Raw genomic sequence first — 24284 nt, 5'->3', positions numbered from 1 at the left:
CTATGGAAGAAAGTAAGTTGCATAAGATATTATCCCGCCAGATTCATCGACACCTGACAGAAGAATGCTTGCAGGATAAACACATCCAGCAGTTTATTCAGGCGGTTAATGAGTCTTATCAGAATTTTGATCGTGACAAAGAATTGCTGGAGCACTCAGCTTTAGTGAACGATCGGGAGTATACTGCAATCAACCAGAAATTAAAGGAGGAAGTTAGTCAACGACGCCAGTCAGTTGAAAAGCTTATTGAAGCCATTGAGCTTATTGAAGTACCTGAGGGGGAGGTTATTTCCGATTTCGACCTGAATAACCTGGTTGGATTGGTTAATTTCCTGCAACGACAGATTGAGTATCGAAAAACGATTGAAGCCGAACTAAGACAGGCTAAAGACGAAGCCGAAAAGGCAACGCTGGCCAAGTCGGATTTTCTGTCGATGATGAGTCATGAAATCCGTACGCCACTGAATGGTATTGTGGGCATGACCTACCTGATGTTGCAGGAAGAAGTGCCGCCTTCCATGAATGAGAACCTGAAAACACTCCAGTTTTCGATCGAACATTTGCAGGCGCTTATCAACGATATCTTGGATTTTAGTAAAATCGAAGCCGGAAAAGTTGAACTCGAAGAAGTTACCTTCGACTTCAAGCAACTGCTGTCGAACATTAAACGGGCACAACAGGCCAAAGCGCAGGAAAAAGGCAATCGGATTCGGTTGATGATCGACGATGACATACCGGGCGCGCTCGTTGGGGACTCACTCCGGATTGGGCAGGTCCTCACTAACCTGGTATCTAACGCTATTAAATTCACCTTACAGGGCACCGTTACCATTGAACTGGCGCTTGAGCATCGAACGGAGGATATGGCAACGATTTATGTATCTGTCCAGGATACGGGAATCGGTATTGCTCCCGATAAGCAGCAGGCCATTTTTACAATGTTTACCCAGGCCAACTCAGCCACAACCCGCAAGTTTGGCGGAACAGGATTAGGTCTGGTCATTACCAAGAAATTACTGGAATTATATAACAGCGCTATTCACGTTGAAAGTGAAGAGGGCAAGGGAGCTACGTTCTCGTTTACGTTGAACTTGCCAATTAGTCGGACCGCACCTGTGGCGGTAGTAGCGCCCGATGCGGTGGATGATAAGACGTTGAAAGGACTCCGGATTTTATTGGTAGAAGATTATCCGGTTAATGTAAAAGTAGCGTTGAAATTCCTGAATAAATGGGGAATTGAGGTTGATACGGCTGAAAATGGACAAGTAGCTGTCGATAAATGTCTGGTTGGTCAATATGACTTGATATTGATGGATTTGCAAATGCCTGTAATGGACGGCTATACAGCAGCATCAGAAATCAGAAAGACGAATACCACCGTTCCGATCGTTGCCCTGACAGCCTCTGCTACATTCAGTAACCGGGATCGGGCCGTATTAGTGGGGATGGATGATTACGTTACGAAGCCATTCAACCCCAAAGATTTATTCAATAAAATCGCCAAGTATAGTCAACGACAGGTAAGTATTTAGGGGAATGGATAATGAGTAATGAATGATGAATGATGAATGATGAATGATGAACTAGTATTCATTACCCATTTTACATTACTCATTATCCATTGTTCATTACTGATTATCCATTAACAGTATAATTTTATATCAATTTAGGGCTTCATTAATTATGGCAGATTCAAATTCGGTTGCATTACACGCTATTGATTACAATCGACTTAATGAATTGTATGATGGCGATAATGAGCAGATTGCCAGTCTCTTCGAATTATTTCTCGACGAAGTATTGCCTGATTTTGACGAAATAGAAAATGAAATTGACCAACAAAACTGGTCTGAAGTAGCCCAGATTGCGCATAAAATGCTTCCATGGGTAGGCATGGTTGGTCTGACAGCGTTAGAGGCCAAACTACGCGCTATTGAAGCACAAGCTAAAGCTGGTTCAGACAAGGCGGAAATAATGGCAACCTGGATGCAATTTAAAACAGGGCTTAGCCAGGCTAGGCCCTTGATTCGAGAAGAGCTGGTTAGATTAACGAGTTAAGTTGCCCGATAAAGTAGGTTTAACAACAGAGAAACAGAGCTTTAGCGATTCTAAACCTATAAGGTTTTAAAAACCTTATAGGTTTGTGATTTGTCCCTTCACATTTTTACAAAGCGAGTGGTGTACACCTGCTGATCGGCCAGTGACACCCGGAGTACATATGACCCCACGGGTAATTCGGTCATATCTTTCGTAACAGTCGACTCCAAATTCGTGTAATAAAGGTGGCTTTGAACCAGCCGACCGTTTAGATCGTACACCAGAAGTTCTTTAATCTGTGCTTCGGTTGGCAACTGAATGGTTAATTCGCCACGACAAGGTGTAGGGTAGACGAGCATGGATGTTGCCGATAATTTCGTCTCGAAGGGCGAAGCCTCTCTGGCACTGGAAGAAACGTATTCATAAGCGCCAATGTCATAGGCGTTAGCAGCTGGTCGGCTGGTTCCAAGCAAATCGGTCGTAATGCCCCAGCTCGAAAGATTCATTCCTGCATTGACCGCTGGCGACGTGTTGGTTAACTGAAAATTTAGACCCGAAGCATTAACAAACTGTGCCGCAGCGATCGATGAATTAGTCAGGTTGTTATTCTGTGTGGCCGTAGCGCCTTGCCCGAAAGCGATGTACCGATTCTGCCAGATATTGACCAGAATATTATTGACAATGGTATTTATATTGTTTTCGTTATACAGTTTTATGCCTTCTTTGCCAGTAGTAACAATCGTGTTTTGCAGGAAGCCCGCAGGCGTATTCACCGAAGAACCCGTTCGGTTATCACAGAAAATCCCATTTGAGCCCGAATTGGCTATTACATTGTTATAAACGATCAAATTGCCTGTGTGACCTAAAATAATCAACCCGGCACTGGCTGCATTAGTAATAATATTGCCGTAAAAAAAACCCCCCGAGCCTTCGCCGATCTGGATGCCATTATCCTGATAGGTAGAAAATGGCGATGCTCCCGGATTCCGCACGGTGTTGCGATAGACCTGTGCATTGGGTGCACAACCATACTGAATCCCCTCGGCCCCTGATCGTTCAATGAGATTGTTATAAATCTTGAGTCCAATTACATCGTGCGGGTAAATAACCTGTGACGTATTATCACAGGTTTTGTTCATGCCCGCACTCCAGAACGAATTACCTACGTAGATACCCTCGCCATATACATCATGGATGTAATTATCATGGATGTTTACATTGTACATCGTAAAACCACCCCGTTGCGTTGTTGGGTCGCAAGTGGGATCGGTTTTGGCCATAATGCCAGCAAAAGCCATATTCATTATTTCAACCTGCTCAACTTCGCTATCTGAGCTTTTGTTCGTAATGGCTAAACCAGAGCCTCCTCCCGACTGGTTGATCAGAAATCCGTATGGAGTCTGACTGTCGCCCGAACCTGTCAGTTTAAAATACAGGCAATTGTAAAATTGAATGCCACCATAATTGGCTGGATCACCTACGGTTACTTTGCCCCCGCAGTTTATGATTTTAATAGGAGCAGCTGCTGTACCCTGCATATCCTGAAAACGCAGATAGGTATAAGTACCAGCCTGAACACAGATAATTTGACCGGGCTGAACGGGGTATTGCTGGGCTTTGTAAATGCCACTTTTATTGATAGTGAGATCGCATTGACAAGCAATAGCCCGAACGATTAGAAATAAGCAAATCAGAAGAAGCAGAGCAGTTTTCATAACGTACATTATTGGATCAAGTGGTTAGTTAATTAAAATACCTATTTAACGAATCGCCAGTTGCCTCACTATTTATCACCGCTTCAAAATCCCTGCTGATAACCAGAATCTTTGTTATCAGAATCATTAATATTTACTGTATTATGATTGTTTCATCATGGAATACAGTACTTTCTTGACTATATTTACATGTAGTTTATATATATGCTATTTAGTAACATAAGGTTAAACCTGCAAATTAGCGGCATTATATTTGCATATATTTTTATAGGGTTTCATACGAGATAATCTATACTGTATACGTATAAGCCGTGTTTTTACTTACGCTGGCAACTATATATAATGTTAATTAACCGACAGATATTAGTTAGTTTACTACTTGTTTGTTTACTGGTTGCGTTAGCTTTTGCCATTGGTGAAGGACAACTCATTGCGTTGGGGGGCATTATTGCCATACCGATTGTAATTGCCTGCATGGCCATTTTAATACGGTTTCAATCGGCAGGTATCTATGCTGCGTTTGCTATTTCATTCATATCCATCGGTTTACCTCGCTACATACCAGGACCACTAAGCTTATCGGTTGATATTCTATTAGTCATTAATCTGCTCTGCGAATTCTTCCGGCGATTTGAGAGTAAAGAATGGCCCAACCTACGCGGAAATCCAGTCCTGATCGTCATTCTAATGTGGTTTGTCTACTGCCTGATGGAAATCGCTAATCCAGAAGCACGTAGTCTGGCAGCCTGGTTCTACGATGTGCGGGCGGTAGCGTTTTACCTGGTGCTCGTAGTCATACTTGGCCTAGAAGTGATTAATACCGAAAAGGATATGAACCGGTTTTTTGTCATCTGGTTGTCGTTTTCGGTAGTAGGCGTTCTGCATGGTATGCGTCAATTATTCGTGGGGCTCGACTCGGCCGAAAAAGCCTGGCTAAATGCCGGAAATGCCTCTACGCACATTCTGCATGGACAGTTGCGTGTATTCTCTTTTTATTCGGATGCGGGCCAATTTGGAGCTGCCATGGGGCATGCCGGATTAGTCGGGATGATTCTGGCGCTAGGGCCGCTGGAACGAAAAACACGGCTCTGGTGTGCTGTCGTAGCTGTTCTGTGTTTTTATGGGATGATCATTTCGGGTACTCGGGGAGCCTTGTTCGTTCCGATAGCGGGCATAGCCGCTTACCTTTTTCTGACCCGAAATGTGAAGGTGCTGGTTATCGGAGGGTTAATGGCGGGGCTGGTTCTGGGTACACTTAAATTCACGTTCATTGGCCAGGGAAACTATCAGGTTCAGCGTATGCGTAGCGCCCTGGACCCGAATGATCCATCATTACTGGTACGGCTCGAAAATCAGAAGAAACTTCGGTTGTACCTAGCGAGCCGCCCTATTGGAGGAGGCATCGGTTCGGCTGGTTACTGGGGCCTACGGTTTAGCCCGAATACAGTTCTGGCTCAGACACCCACCGACAGTTGGTATGTGAAAATATGGGCGCAAACGGGCATTATTGGCCTATATCTGCACCTGTTTATGATCGGTTTCTGGTTAGTCTATTTCTTTATTCGAATCTGGAGAATGTCGGTAGGGGCCACACGACAAAAAATGATGGCTCTTTACGCTGGCGTAGTCGGTATTGCTGTCGCCAGTTATGGCAATCAGATATTCGGTCAGTTACCTACTGGGATTATTATTTATCTCAGCGTCAGTTATATGTATCTTTTTACCCGCCCATCTTATGAACCCGCCAAACCTTCCTCTACGCTTTCGGAAACCTATGCACTTTCATCATCTGGTGTCTAAGCTGATGAGTATAGGGTGTTTGCTACTTGTTCTGCACACCCACGTAAAGGCGCAAACCACACCCGTGCCGACAAGCAATTTGTCGAGCGCTATCTCCAGATGGACAATTCCACCGCTCGATACGGTGCTAAAGCTGGCTCGTAATCATTCATCATCGGTAAAATTACAGGAGGCCATGACGGAGCGAGGATCATATTACATAAAAAACCAGAAGCAGTTTTGGCTGGATGGCGTGGGGGTCGATCTTCAACTGGGGCTAGGTAATCAGGCGTTATTGATTCAACAGGCGAACGGCTCGCTTGAATCGTTTCAGAATTTCAACAACGGATACCGGGCTAACCTGAATGTTCGCCTTTCGCTCTACAACATTCTGGGCCGAAAAAACCTGGTCAAAATGGCGGAGTCGGAATACGAGGCCGCCCGACAGCGGGTTGGTTATGCTATCCAGGATGTCGAAACCATTGTTATTACGAAATACTATGCAGCTCAGGCAGCCTGGGCAATGCTTCATATAAAGGAAGAATCGAAACAGGTTAACCGATTGAGTCGACAAATGGCCGAAAAGGATTTTTCGAAAGGCAATATATCGGTTACCGAACTGGCCCGGATTGTTCAGATTTCCACCTTCGCCGACTCGGAATACGAAACGGCGAAACAGGCTTTCTACGAGAATATACGGATTTTGGAAGTGTTGACCGGTTATGAATTATTCCCTGGAAACTGATGAACTTTAAGAAATTCACACGCCTTCTTTGGGCTTATAAATGGGTGCTACTGCTGTTTCCAACAGCATTGGCTGGCGCTGTTTTCTACCTGACTAAAATGGAGGAACGGTCTTTCACCACCAGCACCGTTATCTATACCGGTTTTGCGTCGGGCTATACCATCGAGATGGATAGTCGCCGGGATTTCGTTTCGATCAACAATGCGTTCGATAACCTGATCAATACGATTAAAGCCCGAACAACCCTTGAAGAAATTGGCATTCGGTTGTTGGCGCACCATTTAATGATCAACAAACCCACGCCCGGCGTAGCCACTGCCGGGACGTTTAAGAAGTTGCGGGATGTCGTACCCGAAACGGTTATCAGGCAGGTTGTCGATCCGTCGTCCGTGGAAAATACGGTGCAGAATATTTACCGATACGCCCAGATTCCGAAAAACGTAATTGGCGAAAAGCTACTGAATGATAAAAAATCGATTTACGGGGTGCAGGGAATCCTGTCAAAGCTGACCGTAACTCGGGAGGGAAACAGCGATATGATTCGTCTGACATATACAGCCGATGACCCGTCTGTTGTGAAAGAAACCATCGAGTTGGTGTCGACGGTTTTCATGAAACGATACCGGGAAATTAAAGTAGATGAAACCGGGAATGTGGTCGAGTATTTTATGGAGCAGCTCAAAAAAGCTTCGACCAAATTATCGGCTGCCGAGAACAAACTCACTGATTTCTCGCGGGATAATCGAATCATCAACTACTACGAACAGACCAAGAGTTTTACCATTCGGGATAAGGATTTTAGCCTCGATATCGATAAGGAAAAATCGAATCTGGCGGCCAATAAGGCTACGCTGAAAGATCTGGAAAAAAAGCTGAGTATTCGTCAGGATATTGCCCTCCAATCGCAGCAGTTAACTAATATCCGTGATTCGCTGGCCGTATTGAATACGCGGCTGGCGATGATGGAAATGAAAGTGGGGTCAGGCTCATCGCAAAAGCAGCAACTAAAAGATCGGATTGAGCAGCTTGAGAAACAGGCCAAAGACAATATTTCGGGCTTGTACGATATCAACAACTCGGTGAAAGGGTTGCCCTCCAAACTACTGTTTGACGAGTGGACACAGACGTTCATGAACGTTGATCAGGGGGAAGCCCGGCTTCTGACATATTACGACATTCAACGGGATTATGATGACTTCTACCGCCGGTTTGCCCCGCTAGGCTCGAAAATGGGGCAGTTGGAGCGGGCGATCAGTGTGGCCGAACGGGAATACCTGGAGATACTTCACGGGTTGAGTGTCAGTAAGCTTCGGGAGCAGAATATGCTGATGTCGAGCAATTTGAAAATTGTTGACCCTCCCATTTTTCCTGGCAAACCGGAACCATCCAAGCGCCTGATTCTGGTAATCGGGTCATTTGTCGCGGGCCTTGTTCTGATCATCGCTTACATTATCGGGAAGGAATATTTCGATAACTCATTGAAAAATCCGGTGCGGGCAAGCAAGCAGGTTAACATACCCTTTGTAGGTGTATTACCTATACGAAATAGACTACATTCTCGAAAAGAGTTCGAGCGTCTGGAATCCATTGCCATGAATCAGTGCCTGGCTCAAATGGCGCTGCTGACCAAAAAAAGTGACCGATCGCCCTATTCTGGTAGTGGTCGTGAGCGTTCGAAGAGGAGTGGGCAAAAGTTATTTTATTAATAAACTACGGGACAAACTGGAGAGCTTTCCGCTGTTCGAGAGGCCCCAGTATATTTTCGAAGAGCTTCCGCCCTTGTTGTATACACTGGCTCCTACAGCATTGGTGAAGCAAGCGGATTTAACCCTTGTGGTGACTGATGCTTCTATGACCTGGAAGCCTGTCGACAAGAATGTATTGACTACGTACCTAAGCGGGATTACGCATCCGGCCGGGCTGTTGCTCAACCGGGCTCAGTACGATGAGCTGGAAGATGTGGTTGGTGATTTATCGGACAAAGACGGCGATTCAAGCAAAAAGTCCAACTCTAAACTTGTGCCTGAATACTAACCTAGTGCTTTACCAAAATAGATTCTGTTGATTCTATCGGATTCTATTAGTAATATTTTGCTGATAATCAGTGAATAAGTCATCAAGTAGAATCAACCGGGCGGGCGAACCCGAGAATCTCTAGAATCTAAATTGGACAAGTACTAGCTATCTCATGGCGTTAAATCTGGTCTGCGTCGCTTTTCCGGCTTGGGAGGGCAACTATGTGAAGAGCACAGTAGAGCTCATGAAACGTATGGCCCAGCGCCAGAAAATACTTTATGTAGATTATCAGTATACGTATAAAGATGTATTATTTACCCTGATAGGTCGTGCGAACGCCCCCGTAAAGCGAATGCTTGGCCTGGCTCCCCGGTTACGAACCATGCCATTGCCAACGGAAGGGACGATTTTCGTGCTGACTCCTCCGCCGGTTCTGCCGGTTAATTTTCTGACGAATGCCAACTGGTACGACCGTGTTCAGCGGCTGAATGGCTGGATCATTCAGCGAAGTATCCGGCGTGCCATGAAAAAACTGGATTTTTCGGAACCCGTCGTGGTGAATGCCTTTAACCCCTTTTTGGGTAATTATTTACTGGGTAAACTAAACGAACAACGTACCGTATACTATTGCTATGACGAAATCAGTGAGTGTGCCTGGGCAAGCAATCACGGTTTGCGCGTTGAACGGCAGTTTTTAGGGAAAGTAGATGGAGTTGTAACCACATCTATTGGTCTGGAACAGAGTAAATTGCCCTGGACAAAACAGTGTTTTTTAGTTCAGAATGGCGTTGATTATCCAGCATTTGCCGCTGGCTATGTAGATAGCTCCGTTAAGGCTACGATGAAGCCCGTGATCGGGTACATTGGCACGATCGATAGTCGATTAGATTATTCGCTTCTTAGAGAACTAGCAAGTCGGTTCGAGAAGGCACAGTTGGTTTTGGTAGGGCGGATTGTGGCCGACAAACCCTCGGTGGAGCCCGATCTGGCACAACTCCGTAGCCTTCCGAATGTGGTGTTGGTGGATGCCCAGCCACCTTCTGCGTTACCCGATTTATTGAAGAGCTTTCATATTGGTATTATTCCGTTTGTCAAGAATGCTCAGACAGCGGCTATTTATCCGATGAAAATCAATGAATATTTAGCGGCTGGTTTACCCGTTGTGAGCACCGATTTTGCCCCGCTCGATGAATTTGCATCCGTTATAGCGACTGCCACATCAACCCCAGCGTTTGTACAGGCTGTTCAGCGGGCTTTTGAAACAGATTCGACCGAGAATCAGCACCTGCGACAGCAGCAGGCACAAAAAAAACTCCTGGGATAATCGCGCAGTAGAGTTTGAAACTATTATTTTTGATATACTTACAAAATGATACCTTATTTGTATATTGATTAATATTAAGTATTCTATCTGATGATATAAAATCAGCTGCCCTTTCTATGCAAACTTCTATCGATCCAGTAGCTCAAGCAGTCCCTAAAAGTCCTCCTACCAAAAAAATATTCTTCCCAAATCTGGATGGTGTACGTGCCATTGCTGCTACGATGGTGGTTGTGTCGCACATCGAACTGCACAAAATACTGTTTGGCATTAACCGACTCGAAAGTGCCAACTTTCTGGATCTTGGTAAAATAGGGGTATGTATCTTCTTCGTACTCAGTGGTTTTCTCATCACCTATTTATTGCTGGAGGAACGGGAAGCTTTTCGCAAAATCAACTATAAAGACTTTTACATTCGGCGGGTTTTACGAATTTGGCCGCTTTATTTCCTGGTACTACTGGTCGGTCTTTTTATTTATCCCGGATTCGATAATCCAACGGGCTTCTGGCTTTCGGTCTTTTTTCTGCCCAATGTAGCGTTCATTCTTAAGTTATTACCAACGGCTATCGATCCCGTATGGTCTATTGGTGTCGAGGAACAATTCTATGTTTTTCAACCCCATCTGCTTCGGATCAAAAAACTGAAAACGCTTTTTTGGGTGATTTTGATAGGTATAATTTCCCTGATGGTTATCCGCGCTGGCCTGGGCTATCTTAAAAATACGGGTCAAGTAGCCCCTGAGTGGTGGGAGTTTCTGTTTAAATCTCGCTTCGACAGTATGTTAATGGGCGCATTATTTGCCCTGCTCTTCTTTGATCGTTCAACCCATACATTGCGTTTAGAAAAGGTTCAGCGGCTTTTATTCAGAAAGGAAGTACAGGCGATTACCCTGATTGGAATGGTTTCGTATGTACTGGTGATTATTTTCAAAAGCATCTCCGTTAATTATATCGTGCTTTCGATAATGGCCGGTATTATCATCACCAATATCTGCGAAACAAAATCCAGCATCCTTTCGCTACAGACCAAGCCTTTAGCCCAGTTAGGGAAAATCTCCTATGGGATTTATCTGATGCATAAATTCCCGATCATGCTGACCTTATTTATTGCCTCTAAATACTTGCAGGCCACCAACAGTATTCTGGTCAATCTCTTTATTTATGGCGTCACGTTCGGACTCACGTACGTATTGGCTTCCTTGTCGTATTCGTATCTGGAAAGCTATTTCCTTAAACTGAAAAAGCGATTTGGTCACTTTACCAAGGACTGATTAGGTAGGCTGGGAGTAGATTTTTCGAGAGCGATCTAAGTGATTTTCTAAAATTTGGTTTAGCTAGTTTTTTGTCATTCCGACGCAGGAGGAATCTTAAATTATCCTAACTTTTAGATGAGGAAACCTTAAGATTCCTCCTGCGTTGGAATGACAAAAACTTCATTTAGAATGATAGCCTCTAAGAACGAGCAAACTTTGCGTATAGTAAAAATAGCCCTTTGTGCCCTGCCCGAACAACTTGCCATCCGGTGATTGGTAGCCGTTTGCCGATCATAGAAAAGCCAAGCACTACGCCCGTACCAAACGTAAAGATTGAGACAAAAGCAACGGCCGTTACCGAGTGAAAAATTTGCAGGGCAATTAGGTCGCCTAGTATATTGATAACCAACATGATAAATATTTTTGTCATGTTGGCTTTAGGAACGCCAATGGAGTCAAGTAATACGCCTACGTACCGATCAAGTGGGATAAGCGCACTGTAAACCATGAATATCCGGAAGATCACCGTGGCATCACGGTATTGACTACCTCCCAAAGCTGTTACCAGGGGTTCGGCGAAAATAATGCAGAACAAAGAAACCGGTAGGAGAGCAATCCAGAGCCCACCCGCATTTTTTCGAAAGAAATCGGCAAGCCGTTCGGGTTGATTGGCCCGATGAAGCTTTACCATTTCTGGAATAGAAGTTACCACTATGCTTCTTATGGGAACTTCAAGTAGTTGGATCAATCGTTGAGGAATGGAGTATAAAGCTACGGCATCGGTCCCTAAAAAAATGCGGATCAAATAAATATCAGAACTACGTAACAGGTTGGAACACAGCAGGGCACCGATGCTGTACTTCCCGTAATTCAGTAGAGGTTGCCGTTCAAGGGCCGTTCCAGTAAAGTAACTCGACATAAATGCCCAGCCAGTAGTAATGGATACCAGGCTACTGATCGCCATTGCCAGTAAATAAGCTAGTCCTACTGCCTTGATGCTGAGTACATTATTGACGTACACCAGACTCAGAAGAACCAGAAAAATAAGCGGATGAATGAGCTTAGACCACTGAAGCGAGCCAAAGCGGGATTTGGTTTGCAATAACCAACTGGCTACGGAAAGTGGTAGGGAAACAACGCCCACCAGCAGGAGCCACAAGAGCGAGTCTACGTCCATAAGTGGGCCAACTATCCACCGGCTAATCAGAACGCTTAAAATCAGCAGCGACCCAGACAAAACGGTAAACAGACTCCCGACCTGCCAGGCAGCTCCCGCCCAGTTCCTTAATTCATCATCGTTTTCACAGTGCGATGCCTGCTGGATTAACGCATTCAATACCAGTCCCGTACGGACCGTGTCAAATAAAATGTAGGATGTCAGCAAGAGACTCCATTCGCCGAAATCGGACTTGGTAAGCCAGCGGGCCAGTAAAATAAAGGTTAATAATCCCAGCAGCATCGAAACGCCATTGCCTAATAAGGACACAACGGCATTCTTTCGAAGTAGCGATTTCAGGTAGTCAACGGTTAATCTGGATGGCATAATGGGCGGATTTACTTAGCAAATTCACTTCACTAAGTGAAAATGAAGCGAATAGAAATCAGGGCTAAACTGGATGCTTTGTTTGAGGTTGGACTCTGGTAAATTTACTTATGGTATGGTGAAAAAAAAAACTTATCAATCAAGTTTATTAATAGGTAAAAATATATCTTTGTTAGATATGTAATCTTAAAATTATACACTATTTGGTACCATCAAATTTTACACTCTTTACAGGCATGGTATACGATTTGTAGCAAATACCATCAGCCAACTTAATCAGTATATGCGTCAGTATTGACGAATAGTCTAGAAAAGTCACCACCTATTAATTCTCCTTCATTAAACTTTACGTAATATGGTTTTTGTAAACGCCCTGGCTATGTTGATTGCATCATACACGGGCATAAATGTATTTTATTTAAGCATGGCAGCCTTTGCTGGTTTGTTCAGCAAGGATAAACCAGTTGCTACCATCGAGCCTGAGCAACTTCCTAAAATGGTTGTTATGATACCATCTTATCGGGAAGATACAGTTATTCTGGAAGCGGCTCAGGCTAGTCTTGATCAGGATTATCCGTCAGACCGATTTGATGTTGTTGTGATTGCCGATTCACTACGCCCCGATACAATTGCTAAACTCCGCAGTTTGCCCGTTCAGGTTATCGAGGTTTCGTTCGAGGTTTCGACCAAGGCGAAGGCGTTGCAGGAGGCTGTATCGGCTTTGCCAGCTATTTATGACGTTGCACTTATTCTGGATGCCGATAACGTTATGGCTCCTGATTGTCTGACCAAACTTGGGCCTGTTTTTAAGCAGGGTTGGAAAGCTGTACAAGGGCACCGAACCGCTAAAAATACTAATACCAGTGTGGCCATTCTGGACGCAATTAGCGAAGAAATGAACAATTATCTGCTCCGAAAAGGGCAGCGAGCACTGGGTATGTCAGCCACGTTGATCGGTTCCGGGATGGCTTTCGAGTATCAACTTTTTAAAGAGTTTCTACCCCAGGTTCAGGTCGTTAGTGGGTTCGACAAAGAGACCGAAATGGTTTTGTTACGGCAACGGATTCCGGTCGAGTATGTTGAGTCAGCGATGATTTATGACGAGAAGGTACAAAACCAACAGGTGTTTGAGCGGCAGCGTACGCGCTGGATGGCGGCTCAGTTACGCGTCTTGCGGACAAATTTCTGGCCGGGTTTAAAAGAGCTGTTTAACGGCAATATCGACTATGCGAATAAGGTATTCCAGGCGATGTTACTGCCCCGAATTCTGTTGTTGGGCGTATTAGCACTCGGATTTGTCCTTAGCTTATTTTCGGGTGGAACCTACTGGCCAACCCTTATGGGGACGCAATTAGGACTTGCCTTAGTTACGTTCTATATTGCCACGCCCGGTTGGTTACTCAAAAAGGTAGGCGTTACCGAGTTGTGGGGAGTGGTTGTGTTATTCGTCCGTTTTGTCCGGTCAATTCTAAAAGTAAAAGAGGCTCGCAACAAATTTATTCATACCCCCCACGGTATCGAATCGAATAATGCCTGATAAGTATTTGAACAGGACAGCGCGAACGTCTTCGTTCGCGCTGTCCTGTTTCTAGCTTCTGATTGATTATCGATTTTCTATTTCGACCAAATTGATTCTGAGTAAGGCACAGCGCGACGCTGTTTTTTATACTCGCCTGGTTAAAACCCGGCGCATGTCATCCACTCTATGTTTCTGCGCCGGGTTTTAACCCGGCGGAGTACTTCACGGCCTAGTCCAGAGACTACGCCGAACAAAGAGGCTTTTAATTCTATTACTTACTGGCAATAGAATCTAAGAATCTATTTTATCTATTCACTACGTCAGCGCATCAACTGCCGATGCTCGTCGAACCTTCTCCCAGGTACCCGACTGATTTCCACGTAAATAGCGGACCAGACCCGCCAGCGCGCATACGTTCATAAACGTAAAATAGAACGGAACAAAAACGGCTTTCCAGCGAAGTTGCCGCTTCTCCAGCAAATAGCCTAACCACGAAGCGCCGTAGAAGAAAACCTGGCCCACCAGAAGCCAGCTCCAGGGGGAATCCACTTGCCAGCCATCGCGCAAAACAAGACCTAAATTGAGCAACAGGATAAGTGGTAAGCATAGGGGCGTTACGGCCCAACGCATAACCCGGTGCGACACATATTCGAAGGTGAGCACGCCATATCGGAAGGGATTCAATAATTTTTTCAACCAAACGATCGACTGAAAACCACCTGCTGCAATGCGTATTTTGCGTTTTTGTTCGTCAATAATGGAGAAAGAAGGACGCTCCAACGCATACGCATCTGGCTCGTAAGCCACCCGATAACCTCGTCCAGCAATCAGCAACGAAATCATAAAGTCATCCAGAATTGTATTGGGCGATACGGGTTCGTACAGGTCTGTCCGAACTGCGAATAACTCCCCGGCGGCCCCTACAATTGTGTGCAGTTCGGCGTCCCAGCGCTTTAATTGCGATTCGTACTTCCAGTAAAGCCCTTCGCCCGAACCGGCAGCTGATTCACTATCGGTCGTTTGAATTCGCTTTTCGCCGGCTACTGCGCCTACTTGTGGGTCCCGAAAATGCCGTACAATATTTCGAACGGCATCCAGATTTAGCTGCGTATTCGCATCGGTAAAGATGACAATGGGCGTTTTCACCTGTTGCATGGCCATATTCATAGCCGCCACTTTACCACGTCGTTCAGTGCCGCCCAGAATGTCGATGGCGTCACCGTAATTTGCTCGTAACCAGTCGTCAGAGCCATCTGTCGAACCCTCTGTGACGAATAGGAAATGAATCTTCTCGCGTGGGTAATGCTGCCCGAGTGAATTTTCAACTTTCGCGGGCAGACAGTCCAGTTCGTTGTAGGCGGGTACAATTAAGGTGACCTCGGGCATGTAATCGGCCGATACATCGGAGACGGCTGGTCGTTTGGGGCGTAGTTTAATGAGGGCCCACACAACCACACCGTAGCCAAGGTAGGTATAGACCACAAGGCCGATACAGAGCAGGAGAAGTATTTCCATTTGTTTGTCTTTAGTTACCCGCCATTGCCACTGGCATCGGTACCGCTGCTGTTGGCTTCGTTGTATGCGTCAAATTCCAGGTAATGGCATCCTTTACGGCTTTCAGGTAAGTTGGTTGCCAGGACACGGTGTATTTGACCAATGCTTTCGGGAGCGCCATGCAAAAATAATACAGATAAAAAATCAATAGCGGAAAGCCCGACACATTTCGGCGCATAAACCACAGCCGGTTCCGCGTGTGGTAGTAGACCTTCATGGCACTTGCTTTACCAACACTCATTGACTCCCGATGATAAATCAGAGCATCCGGCTGGTAATAAATCTGAAAACCAGCTTTCCGTATCCGTGCCGACCAGTCTAATTCTTCGTAATATAGAAAAAAGCTCTCATCGAGCGAGCCTGCCTGTTCCAGCACCGCCCGACTAACCAGCATAGCCGCTCCGTGTGCAAACCAGGTTGGCCCTGGCTGGTCGTGCTGCCCCTCATCGGGTTCTTTGAGGCCAATTGCCCAGGTTTGTCCTTTGTAGATGTTTAACGGCCGATAACCCGCGTACTGGATAACGTTGGGTTGCGAATGATACCGGATTTTGGGGCATACAACGCCAACGTCGGGGTATTGTGCAAACGGAATCATCAATTGATCCAGCAGATTCGGCGTAACGATGGTGTCGTTGTTCAGCAGGAAAAAATAGTCGCCCTGCGCGTGCCGGATACCAAGGTTATTGCCGCCCGAAAAACCAAGGTTTTCGGGACTGACTACCAGCTTTACATTCGGATAATTGCCTTGCTGAATGCGGTCGGCAATGTCGTCATTGGACCCATTATCGACCACAATAACCTCAAAGCGCGGGTAGGTCAATACCTTCGTCGATTCCAGCATATCGCAGGTAACCTGTGCCTGCTTGTAGTTGATGGTAATCAGCGAAATGAGGGGCGTGGTTATACGTTCTCCTTCTGCCATACTGCCTTCAGGGTTCTCACCAGAATAACCATATCGGTGCGTAAGGAAAACTGTTTGGCATACAACACATCAAGCTGAATACGTTCCTGATCCGAGACTTTTTCTTTGCCTCGTTTGGTTACCTGCCATAAACCGGTTAAACCAGCCGGAGCGGCAAAACGACGAGCGTAGCCAATGTTGGTCAGTTTTTCGGCTTCGTATAATGGTAAAGGACGATTGCCAACAAACGACATGTCGCCCCGCAAAATGTTGTACAACTGAGGCAACTCATCGATACTGGTGTTCCGCAGAATTTTGCCTAGGCGGGTCACCCGTGGGTCTTCCTTAAACTTGCTGAACATCGCTTTGGCCTGTTGTTCGCGGTGGTACTGCGTTTCACAGATTTGCTTTTGATCCAGAAACAACGGACGCTGACAAGGCGTATTGGCCAGCCGACAGGTTTCGCATAGTTCGTCTTCGGGCTTTTCCTCAACAACTTTATTGTACATGTTCTGCGATGCCATACCCGCCAGCAGTTTATCGGCTCCTGTGCTCATCGTACGAAACTTGTACATGTTGAATATCCGGAAACCCATGCCAACCCGTTTCGATCCGTAAAAGATCGGCCCCGGTGAGTCGAGTTTTACCAAAGCTGCCACAACCAGTAACAACGGCGATATCATGAGCAGAATCGTGAACGAAAGTCCAATATCGAACGCTCGTTTCCCGATGGGCATCCGGACCGATACAGGCTTATGAACAACCCGCCCATTCTGTTGATAATCCCGTTTCTGGATCAGGTAACTCAACCGAATCCGAAAGGCATTCTCCGAATAATTGAACGGAAATGCATCGATTACATACCCATGATATGGCTCGGCGGTGATGTCGATATGCTCCTGATCTGTTAGAAGAATGATCGGGATTTTCATGCGGCTTAATTTTGCTTTAAATGCATTCAAAAAGCCAAGCGTGTTGAAGTTGTCGTTAAACAGGATCAGATCGATTGGGGCATCGCTATCTAAATAAGCAATTGCCCACCAGCCATCAGGTACGCTTACTACCTCAACCTGCGATTGAAAGGTTTTCTGAAAAGCTTTTACCTGCTGTTCATCATTTTCTACATAGAGTACCCGAAAAGGGGCCGTAGTTACGGTTTGGGCCTTCATAATCAGTATCGGAATGCAATCGATGTATATTAATCAACATTAGGTTGCGTCACCTTACTCATTTCGACCCGGCGCAATACAGTCGAGATCTTGGTTTTTACCTCCATTGGGTTAAAAGGCTTGATGATATAATCATCAGCTCCCATGTTCAGGCAGGCAATGCGCGTATCGCTATCGGCAAACGTGGAGAGCATAATAATCGGCAGGCTCTTGAAGGTCGGGCTGGACCGAAGCATGGCTATCAGATTTTTGCCATCCATATGCGGCATTTGAATATCCGATAGAACGATGTCGACATGGTTGCCTTCTTCTAACCAGGCCATTCCTTCCATGCCATTCTCTGTTGTGACAACCTCAAAGTCATCTTTCAGCGTTTGTCGCAGAACTTTACGGATAAATGAGTCATCTTCTATTACTAAAACAGTATATAAATTTTTCATAGGGAATGTAAGGTTGCTCTGTAAAAGTAATAAATAATCATTTGTTGGTCTTTAAAATTAACTATATGGTTATAAAAATCCAATAAAGTAAACAAATTACATCCATTAGCAACAGCTTTTTTTTCGAAACACGTGTAAATTAATTTTACGGTAGGTAGCCGCAGACTTTGCTGCCAAAATGCCGGAATTGCCACCTCCGATTGCTCACTTGTTCCACTCAAAATAGAAGGTACTTCCTTCTTGTGGCGACGAGTTAACCCACACACGACCACCCTGTTCTTCGACCAGTAATTTCAGGATAGACAAGCCAACACCAGTACTACTTTCAGCCGTTGCTGTAGCACTATTCGACGCTTTCTGAAACAGATTGAAAATAGTACTCTGTTCACCTGAGGCAATGCCCGAACCATTGTCCCGCACGTAAAACTCAACGTGATTCGTAAAATCACGGTAACCAATTTCAATCAGCCCTTCCGATTTGTCGTTGTACTTGATTCCATTACTAATCAGATTTTGTAGTACCTGCTGGAGCTTTAATTTCCGGGTGTTCAGAACGGGCAATGGACCATGTATCCGAATTTTAATGTGTTTGGGCGGAAACAGGAGTTTGGCAATTTGTTCGGCTAACTCCTGAACATCAACTTCTTCGACGGCCTGTTGGTCCATACTCTTGCGGGAGTAATCGAGCAGTGAATTGACCATGTTTGCCATGTAGTACGATGCTTCTTTTGAGTGAGTTATGTATTCGAGCAGTTCCTCTTGCTGAATGCCCGCGGGACTTTCGGCGGCCATTTCCAGCAGCGACATGGCCCCTATGACACCCGTTAAAGGCGATTTTAGATCGTGGGCCACTACATACACAAATTTTTCCAGTTGCTTATTAATCCGCTCGATGTGTTGCAGGCTTTGTTTTAACTCCTGCTGGTAGCGATACAACCGTTCAAAAACATTCACCTTCGCCTTCGTTACGTTGATATCCAGTGGTTTTTGCAGGTAATCGACGGCCCCTTCATCGAAGCCTTTCATGACATATTGCTCGTCTTTGCTAATGGCCGTAACGAAGATGATAGCGATATCCTTTGTTTTAGGGTTCGATTTAAGCAGATGGGCGACCTCAAATCCGTCCATTTCGGGCATTTGAACATCAAGCATAATCAGCCCGATTGACTCGTTTTTGAGGACTTTTCGTAAAGCCTCGCCCCCCGAAGAAGCCTTCAGAAACGTGCGGTTATCGGTTGCCAGCATGGCTTCCAGCGCCAGCAAATTTTCTTCGCGGTCGTCGACCAGTAAAATGGTAAACTCGTTGCCTGTATTGTTGGAGATCATAAGCTCTGGATGGGTTGAAGTACGCTTTGCAGATACGCCTTGAGTTGATCCGGCGATAAGACAAGGGCCAGTGGATTTTGTTCAATAGCGGCCAAAGGCATGGCCGGGTAATCGGCCGATTCTGGTTCCTGAATAATGCCGACTCCGCCGTGGGCCTGAATACAACCCAGCCCATCGGCTCCATCGCGATTGGCACCACTGAGTAAAATGGCCGTTGCCCTATGGGTGTACACGCGGGCAACGCACTCAAAGGTGACATCGATAGATGGTCGACTGAAATGAACTGGTTCTGAGTAATCCAGGCTAAACGTCTCGTCGGTTTCGATCAGCAGATGGTAGTTCTGGGGCGCCAGATAAACATAACCAGATCGAACGGGGTCTTTGTCATTGGGCTCGCATACACGGAGGCCTTCCTCGTCGCCCAGGAATAATTTGTACAACTCACTTGGCGTATTTTTTAATCGATGCACAATAAGAATGACGCTTCCCGTGAATGGTTTCGGGAGCGATTGGAGCAGATCGGCGATAACCGGAATGCTGCCAGCCGAGCCGCCAATAACTACCAGACCGATATCGTTTGTTAGCCTCATTGCTTGCGTCGGTAAATACGTGTCGGTAAACTGATTGTTTCAAATTGTGTTCGCACATCGGCCGTCTGAATCGACTCTTTCGTGCCAATGGCCAGGTAACCCAGGGGCGATAAACTGTCGTGGAATAGTTGAAACACCCGATTTTGTAAATGCCGGTCAAAATAGATCAGCACATTTCGGCAACAGATTAATTGGAATTCGTTAAACACCTGATCGACAGCCAGATTGTGCTGCGCCAGCACAATATTCGAGCGATACTCTTTCCGAATAATAACGTGTTCATAACGAGCCGTATAGTATGACGAGAATGCGTTTTTACCACCCGACTGCATATAGTTATCGGTGTAGGCTTTCATCTGCTGCATGGGTATGATTCCCTGCCTGGCCTGGTCCAGATTCGCCGGATTCAAGTCGGTTGCGTACAATTTAGAGCGCTCCAGTAAGCCCGCTTCGGCGAGCAGAATGGCCATCGAGAAGACTTCTTCGCCAGTAGCGCAGCCCGCATGCCAGATTTTAATGACGGGATAGCTCGCCAGTTTAGGGAGTACTTTCTCGCGCAAGTCCCGATAAAACGTCGGGTCCCGAAACATCTCCGTAACGTTAACCGTCAGCGATTGTAGAAACCAGTCGAAAAATGATTTGTCATTGGTTAAGCTATATTTTAGGTCGTAAGTCGTTTGCAGACCCGCTTGTTGCATGCATCGAACGACCCGGCGCTCCAGCGAAGCCCGCGCGTAATTGCTGAAATCATACCCATATTGCTGGTGAATCAGGTAGATGATTTTGGTCAGCTCCTCCGACGTTACAATTGGATGCTGATTCATAAACTTAGTGCGACAACCAGACACGCATCAGGGAGAATAACTGGCCTTTATCGACGGGTTTAGGAATATAGTCGGAGGCTCCGGCTTCAATAACTTTTTCCCGGTCGCCGGGCATGGCCTTGGCTGTGAGGGCAATAATGGGCAATTTGGTCATATTCAGGTCTTCCCGAATGCGTCGGGTGGCCTCGTAACCATCCATTTCGGGCATCATAATATCCATCAGTACGATGTCCGTATCGGTGTGCTGCTGAAGCATTTCCAGGGCTTCCCGACCATTGTCGGCGGTTAAGACGTTCATCTGGTTTTGTTCCAACAGCGTGCTGAGCGCGAAAATGTTGCGAATGTCATCGTCTACCAGTAACACTTTCCGACCTTCTAGATTCTGGCTGATCGGCTCTACTTTGGGCTGGGGGAGGGGTCTCTTCTTCTCTTCCTGAACCTTGTAGAGAAACAGTTCCAACTCATCCATAAGCCGGTCGATGGATTGGGATGACTCCCGAATAACGACATCCGATAACTTTTTGAGTTTAAGCTCATTGGCCGGGCTTAAATCTTCATCAATGTAAATAATAACCGGCATCGCGTTCGACGCCAGGGCCGACTTTAACTGGCGAAGTTCCTTAATGCCATGCTTCAAATCGTGGCCCATATCGACAATCAGGCAGTCATAGGTTTGTTCGGTCACCTTCTGAACGACTTCTTCATTCGTCAGTACATACTCGCATTCCAGTTCCAGATGTCGTTGTTCGATCACATGGCGGAGCGCGTCGTCTTTGAGGTAATTGCCCGACTGGATAAGCACCTTTTTGACTTTTCCGCTTAACTGGGTCCCGATTAAGGTGAAAATCTGGTTTAAATCGTTGGCACTAACGGGTTTCTGAATGTATGTCAAAGCGCCGTCGCCAGGAATCCGAAGATCGTTCATGCCCGATATGATGTGTACCGGAATATGCTTCAGCGCTTCATCGTTCTTCAGTTCGCTCAGGATGGACCAGCCGTTTACGACGGGCAATTGCATGTCCAGAATAATCGCGGCTGGTTTGTAGCTACGAGCGAGTTTTAACCCTTCGTCGCCCTGGGTGGCTATAACTGTTTTGTAGTGCCGACTACGGGCAAAATCGCGGACAATTCGAGCGAATGACAGATCATCTTCAATGATCAACATCACCTGATCGTCTTTTTGAATCGCTTGTCGATCATCCAATTCCTGAACATCAGCTACTTTTTTAACTGGTTGAACGGGCTGCGTTACGGCCACAACAGGCTGATTGACAATCGATTGTGCTGAAATCGGTAAATTGCTCCCCGTCAGTGGGAATATTAGTGTAAAGGTGCTGCCTTTACCTACTTCACTCTGAAGCTGCACTTCGCCGTTTAGGAGTCGAATCAGCTCTCGGGTGATGGAAAGCCCCAGACCGGTACCACCGTATTTACGGCTAGTTGACCCGTCGGCTTGCTGAAATGCATCAAAAATTAATTGCTGCCGGTCGTTTGGGATACCAATACCCGTATCGGAAACCGAAAGAGCGAGAACTTGATCGGCCTGCCTTAATGCGAGATTCGTTAACGTAGGAGCGGGCTTCTCAACCCGCAGCGAGAGCGTTACGGAGCCATTTTTTTGGGTAAACTTGAAGGCGTTCGATAGTAAATTTCTAACGGTTTGTTCAAGTCGCTGTTTGTCGGTGTGGATCAGTGCGGGTACGGCTTCGTCAACATAGGTATGGAACGTAACGCCTTTTTGATCGGCAACCACCGAGAACAGCTGTCTCAAATCGTCGACAATGCTGCTGACTGATGCTTGTTCGAGATGCAATTCTACTTTACCCGCTTCAATTTTCGATAAATCCAGGATGTCATTAATAAGTTCGAGGAGATCGGCTCCGGATTTATGAATGACGTTGGCATAACCGATTTGCTTGTCGGTCAGGTTGTTCGATTTATTCTCCGCCAACAGCGAAGCCAGAATCAGGACACTATTTAGTGGCGTTCGCAATTCATGCGACATATTGGCCAGAAACTCGGATTTATATTTGCTGGCTTCTTCCAGCTCCCTAGCCTGACTGACGAGCGTTTGCCGGGTTACCTCAATGGCTCTGTTTCGCTCTTCTAGCTCGGCATTGGTTTGCCGGAGTTCTTCTTCCTGCACACGCAACTCTTCTTCCGACGCCTGTAAATTCTCGGCTTGCAAGGTTAGCTCTTCATTAGTCTGCCTTAGCTCTTCCTGCTGGTTCTCCAGAATGGCCTTTTGCTGTTGCACCTGTCGGAGCAATTGACTCATCTGCTGCCGGGCCTGAACGGTGCTCAACGCAATGGCAATATCGCTGGCCACATCGTTTAGTAATGACAGATTAGAATCTGTGAGGGGTTGAAAACTAGCCAGTTCGATGACCCCTTTCAATTCGTTACCATACCATAAAGGCACGCAGACGACCTGTCCCGGCGTAGATTGTCCTGTTCCTGATTGGATAGCCCAATAGGTCGCCGGAACATTTTTAAGTACTAAAATATCTCGCCGTGTAGCAGCCTGACCAACCAGACTTTCACCGATGAGATAAGATTGAGGAGCACTCGGAGATAAGGCCACCGATGCCGTCAATTGTAAACGCTGCTCACCATCCTGTTCCTGACACAGATAAAAACCAGCAGCGGGCACATGCAGATATTGGCTAAGTGTTTGCAGCGCATTCCTGGCAACCACCTTGGGGTCTTGCTGGTTTTGCATCGCTTCATTCAGCGCGGTTGTCCCCGTGAGTATCCAGTTTCGATTGTCGCTATCCCGATTAAGCGCTTCTAATTTAGTTACGTTGGCATGAAGCTGGGCGGCTACTAAGCGATGGCGTTTGAACTCCTGCGCGTAGAAGTAGGTAAGTACTAAGGCAACGGCAAACAGAATAATGGTGGCTGCAACGGCTCCTTTGGTAAGCGTTTTAATGAGCACCTGCATTTTTTGTTCCCGCTGGTTTAATTCCCGCTGTGCTTCGCGAAGAATCTGCGTGAGTTGCTTATCACTAGCCGCCAGTTCGGCTGCTTCCAGCTTTTTTAATTGATTGGCATCAGTAGCATTTGTTGAGGCATTGGTGGTGTGCTGATTACCTCGAATTTGGACCAGCCGTTGCATGGTCTGTTCTAACTGAAGCAGTCGTTGGGTTTGTTGTAAGTCATTGGGCGTCGTCTTGAGTTCGCTAATCGTTTTTCGGGCTTCTTCCTGTGCTGTTGAATAAGCCAACAGCAACGCCTGATTCCGTGTACTTAGAAAAGAACGATGGGCTAATTCAGCATCATCGAGTAAGTTTTCAAGCGTTAACAATTGCTGAATCTGTAAGTTTTTTCCTCGAGCCCAGCGAGACTCCTGTTGCTGATCCTGAATAGTTTGGAAAAACAATACCCCGATCAGCGAACCGGACAGAGTAAGAAAAATACTACTCAGATGTAGCTTATTTACAAACGAAATAGTCATAAGACAAAGCGTCAGTAGGTATAGGTCAGGGTGTCAACTGGCCTGATTTAAGGCAATGGCGTTTTATAGATAGGAGGTATAGTACTGTACTAGAT

At 46.1% G+C, this 24284-nt stretch carries 19 protein-coding genes; 9 read left to right on the top strand and 10 right to left on the bottom strand.

Annotation, left to right across the window (positions count from 1 at the left end):
* Nucleotides 1-2 precede the first annotated feature (2 nt).
* Together H3H32_RS13575 and H3H32_RS13570 are read left to right on the top strand one after the other, a co-directional pair.
* Entirely contained in the window at nucleotides 3-1532 is a 1530-nt protein-coding gene (locus tag H3H32_RS13575) for an ATP-binding protein (RefSeq protein ID WP_182463221.1), read from the top strand.
* 151 nt (nucleotides 1533-1683) lie between these two features.
* Nucleotides 1684-2058, top strand: a complete 375-nt coding sequence (locus tag H3H32_RS13570) for an Hpt domain-containing protein (RefSeq protein WP_182463220.1) — start codon at nucleotides 1684-1686, stop codon at nucleotides 2056-2058.
* A 98-nt stretch (nucleotides 2059-2156) separates the two neighbouring features.
* Here the strand turns inward: H3H32_RS13570 and H3H32_RS13565 are convergent, their stop codons facing one another.
* A complete protein-coding gene (locus H3H32_RS13565) occupies nucleotides 2157-3752 on the bottom strand; it encodes a right-handed parallel beta-helix repeat-containing protein (protein WP_182463219.1) in 1596 nt (531 codons plus the stop codon).
* A 342-nt stretch (nucleotides 3753-4094) separates the two neighbouring features.
* Here H3H32_RS13565 and H3H32_RS13560 point away from each other — a divergent pair, with 342 nt between their 5' ends.
* The 6 genes from H3H32_RS13560 to H3H32_RS13535 all read left to right on the top strand — a co-directional run bounded on the left by H3H32_RS13560 (nucleotide 4095) and on the right by H3H32_RS13535 (nucleotide 10884).
* The gene (locus H3H32_RS13560; protein ID WP_182463218.1) at nucleotides 4095-5552 is read left to right on the top strand and encodes an O-antigen ligase family protein; all 1458 of its coding nucleotides are present in this window, start codon (nucleotides 4095-4097) and stop codon (nucleotides 5550-5552) included.
* A complete protein-coding gene (locus tag H3H32_RS13555; RefSeq protein WP_182463217.1) occupies nucleotides 5527-6276 on the top strand; it encodes a TolC family protein in 750 nt (249 codons plus the stop codon). Before H3H32_RS13560 ends, H3H32_RS13555 begins: the two co-directional genes overlap by 26 nt.
* Entirely contained in the window at nucleotides 6276-7982 is a 1707-nt protein-coding gene (locus H3H32_RS13550; protein ID WP_182463216.1) for a GumC family protein, read from the top strand. Before H3H32_RS13555 ends, H3H32_RS13550 begins: the two co-directional genes overlap by 1 nt.
* Complete coding sequence (locus H3H32_RS13545; RefSeq protein WP_182463215.1) at nucleotides 7942-8310, top strand: hypothetical protein; 369 nt, start codon at nucleotides 7942-7944, stop codon at nucleotides 8308-8310. Before H3H32_RS13550 ends, H3H32_RS13545 begins: the two co-directional genes overlap by 41 nt.
* Before the next feature lie 154 nt (nucleotides 8311-8464).
* Complete coding sequence (locus tag H3H32_RS13540) at nucleotides 8465-9616, top strand: glycosyltransferase (protein ID WP_182463214.1); 1152 nt, start codon at nucleotides 8465-8467, stop codon at nucleotides 9614-9616.
* 116 nt (nucleotides 9617-9732) lie between these two features.
* Complete coding sequence (locus H3H32_RS13535) at nucleotides 9733-10884, top strand: acyltransferase family protein (protein ID WP_182463213.1); 1152 nt, start codon at nucleotides 9733-9735, stop codon at nucleotides 10882-10884.
* 181 nt (nucleotides 10885-11065) lie between these two features.
* Here H3H32_RS13535 and H3H32_RS13530 read toward each other — a convergent pair whose 3' ends face one another.
* Entirely contained in the window at nucleotides 11066-12409 is a 1344-nt protein-coding gene (locus H3H32_RS13530) for a lipopolysaccharide biosynthesis protein (protein WP_182463212.1), read from the bottom strand.
* 355 nt (nucleotides 12410-12764) lie between these two features.
* On the opposite strand from H3H32_RS13530, the gene H3H32_RS13525 reads away from it, so the two are divergent.
* Nucleotides 12765-13946, top strand: a complete 1182-nt coding sequence (locus H3H32_RS13525) for a glycosyltransferase family 2 protein (RefSeq protein ID WP_182463211.1) — start codon at nucleotides 12765-12767, stop codon at nucleotides 13944-13946.
* A 297-nt stretch (nucleotides 13947-14243) separates the two neighbouring features.
* Here the strand turns inward: H3H32_RS13525 and H3H32_RS13520 are convergent, their stop codons facing one another.
* From H3H32_RS13520 to H3H32_RS13485, 8 genes are all read right to left on the bottom strand, one after another.
* Nucleotides 14244-15443, bottom strand: a complete 1200-nt coding sequence (locus H3H32_RS13520) for a glycosyltransferase family 2 protein (RefSeq protein ID WP_182463210.1) — start codon at nucleotides 15441-15443, stop codon at nucleotides 14244-14246.
* Between the two features lie 10 nt (nucleotides 15444-15453).
* Nucleotides 15454-16404 (bottom strand): glycosyltransferase family 2 protein, encoded by a 951-nt coding sequence (locus H3H32_RS13515; RefSeq protein WP_182463209.1) that lies wholly within the window; start codon nucleotides 16402-16404, stop codon nucleotides 15454-15456.
* Nucleotides 16383-17552: a sugar transferase gene (locus H3H32_RS13510; protein WP_182463208.1), complete on the bottom strand. Its 1170-nt coding sequence runs from the start codon at nucleotides 17550-17552 to the stop codon at nucleotides 16383-16385. The genes H3H32_RS13515 and H3H32_RS13510 overlap by 22 nt, the downstream gene beginning before the upstream one ends.
* A gap of 29 nt (nucleotides 17553-17581) precedes the next feature.
* Nucleotides 17582-17992, bottom strand: coding sequence for a response regulator transcription factor (locus tag H3H32_RS13505; protein WP_182463207.1), 411 nt, complete (start codon nucleotides 17990-17992; stop codon nucleotides 17582-17584).
* A 204-nt stretch (nucleotides 17993-18196) separates the two neighbouring features.
* Entirely contained in the window at nucleotides 18197-19318 is a 1122-nt protein-coding gene (locus H3H32_RS13500; RefSeq protein ID WP_182463206.1) for a sensor histidine kinase, read from the bottom strand.
* Nucleotides 19315-19908 (bottom strand): chemotaxis protein CheB, encoded by a 594-nt coding sequence (locus tag H3H32_RS13495; RefSeq protein WP_182463205.1) that lies wholly within the window; start codon nucleotides 19906-19908, stop codon nucleotides 19315-19317. The genes H3H32_RS13500 and H3H32_RS13495 overlap by 4 nt, the downstream gene beginning before the upstream one ends.
* The gene (locus H3H32_RS13490; protein ID WP_182463204.1) at nucleotides 19905-20732 is read right to left on the bottom strand and encodes a CheR family methyltransferase; all 828 of its coding nucleotides are present in this window, start codon (nucleotides 20730-20732) and stop codon (nucleotides 19905-19907) included. The genes H3H32_RS13495 and H3H32_RS13490 overlap by 4 nt, the downstream gene beginning before the upstream one ends.
* Before the next feature lie 4 nt (nucleotides 20733-20736).
* Nucleotides 20737-24189, bottom strand: a complete 3453-nt coding sequence (locus H3H32_RS13485) for a hybrid sensor histidine kinase/response regulator (RefSeq protein ID WP_182463203.1) — start codon at nucleotides 24187-24189, stop codon at nucleotides 20737-20739.
* Nucleotides 24190-24284 lie beyond the last annotated feature (95 nt).

Origin of the sequence: Spirosoma foliorum (assembly GCF_014117325.1) — a bacterium.
In the GTDB taxonomy this organism is placed as follows: domain Bacteria; phylum Bacteroidota; class Bacteroidia; order Cytophagales; family Spirosomataceae; genus Spirosoma; species Spirosoma foliorum.
Note: the sequence above shows the minus strand (reverse complement) of the source record. Positions and strands in the feature narration are given on the sequence as shown.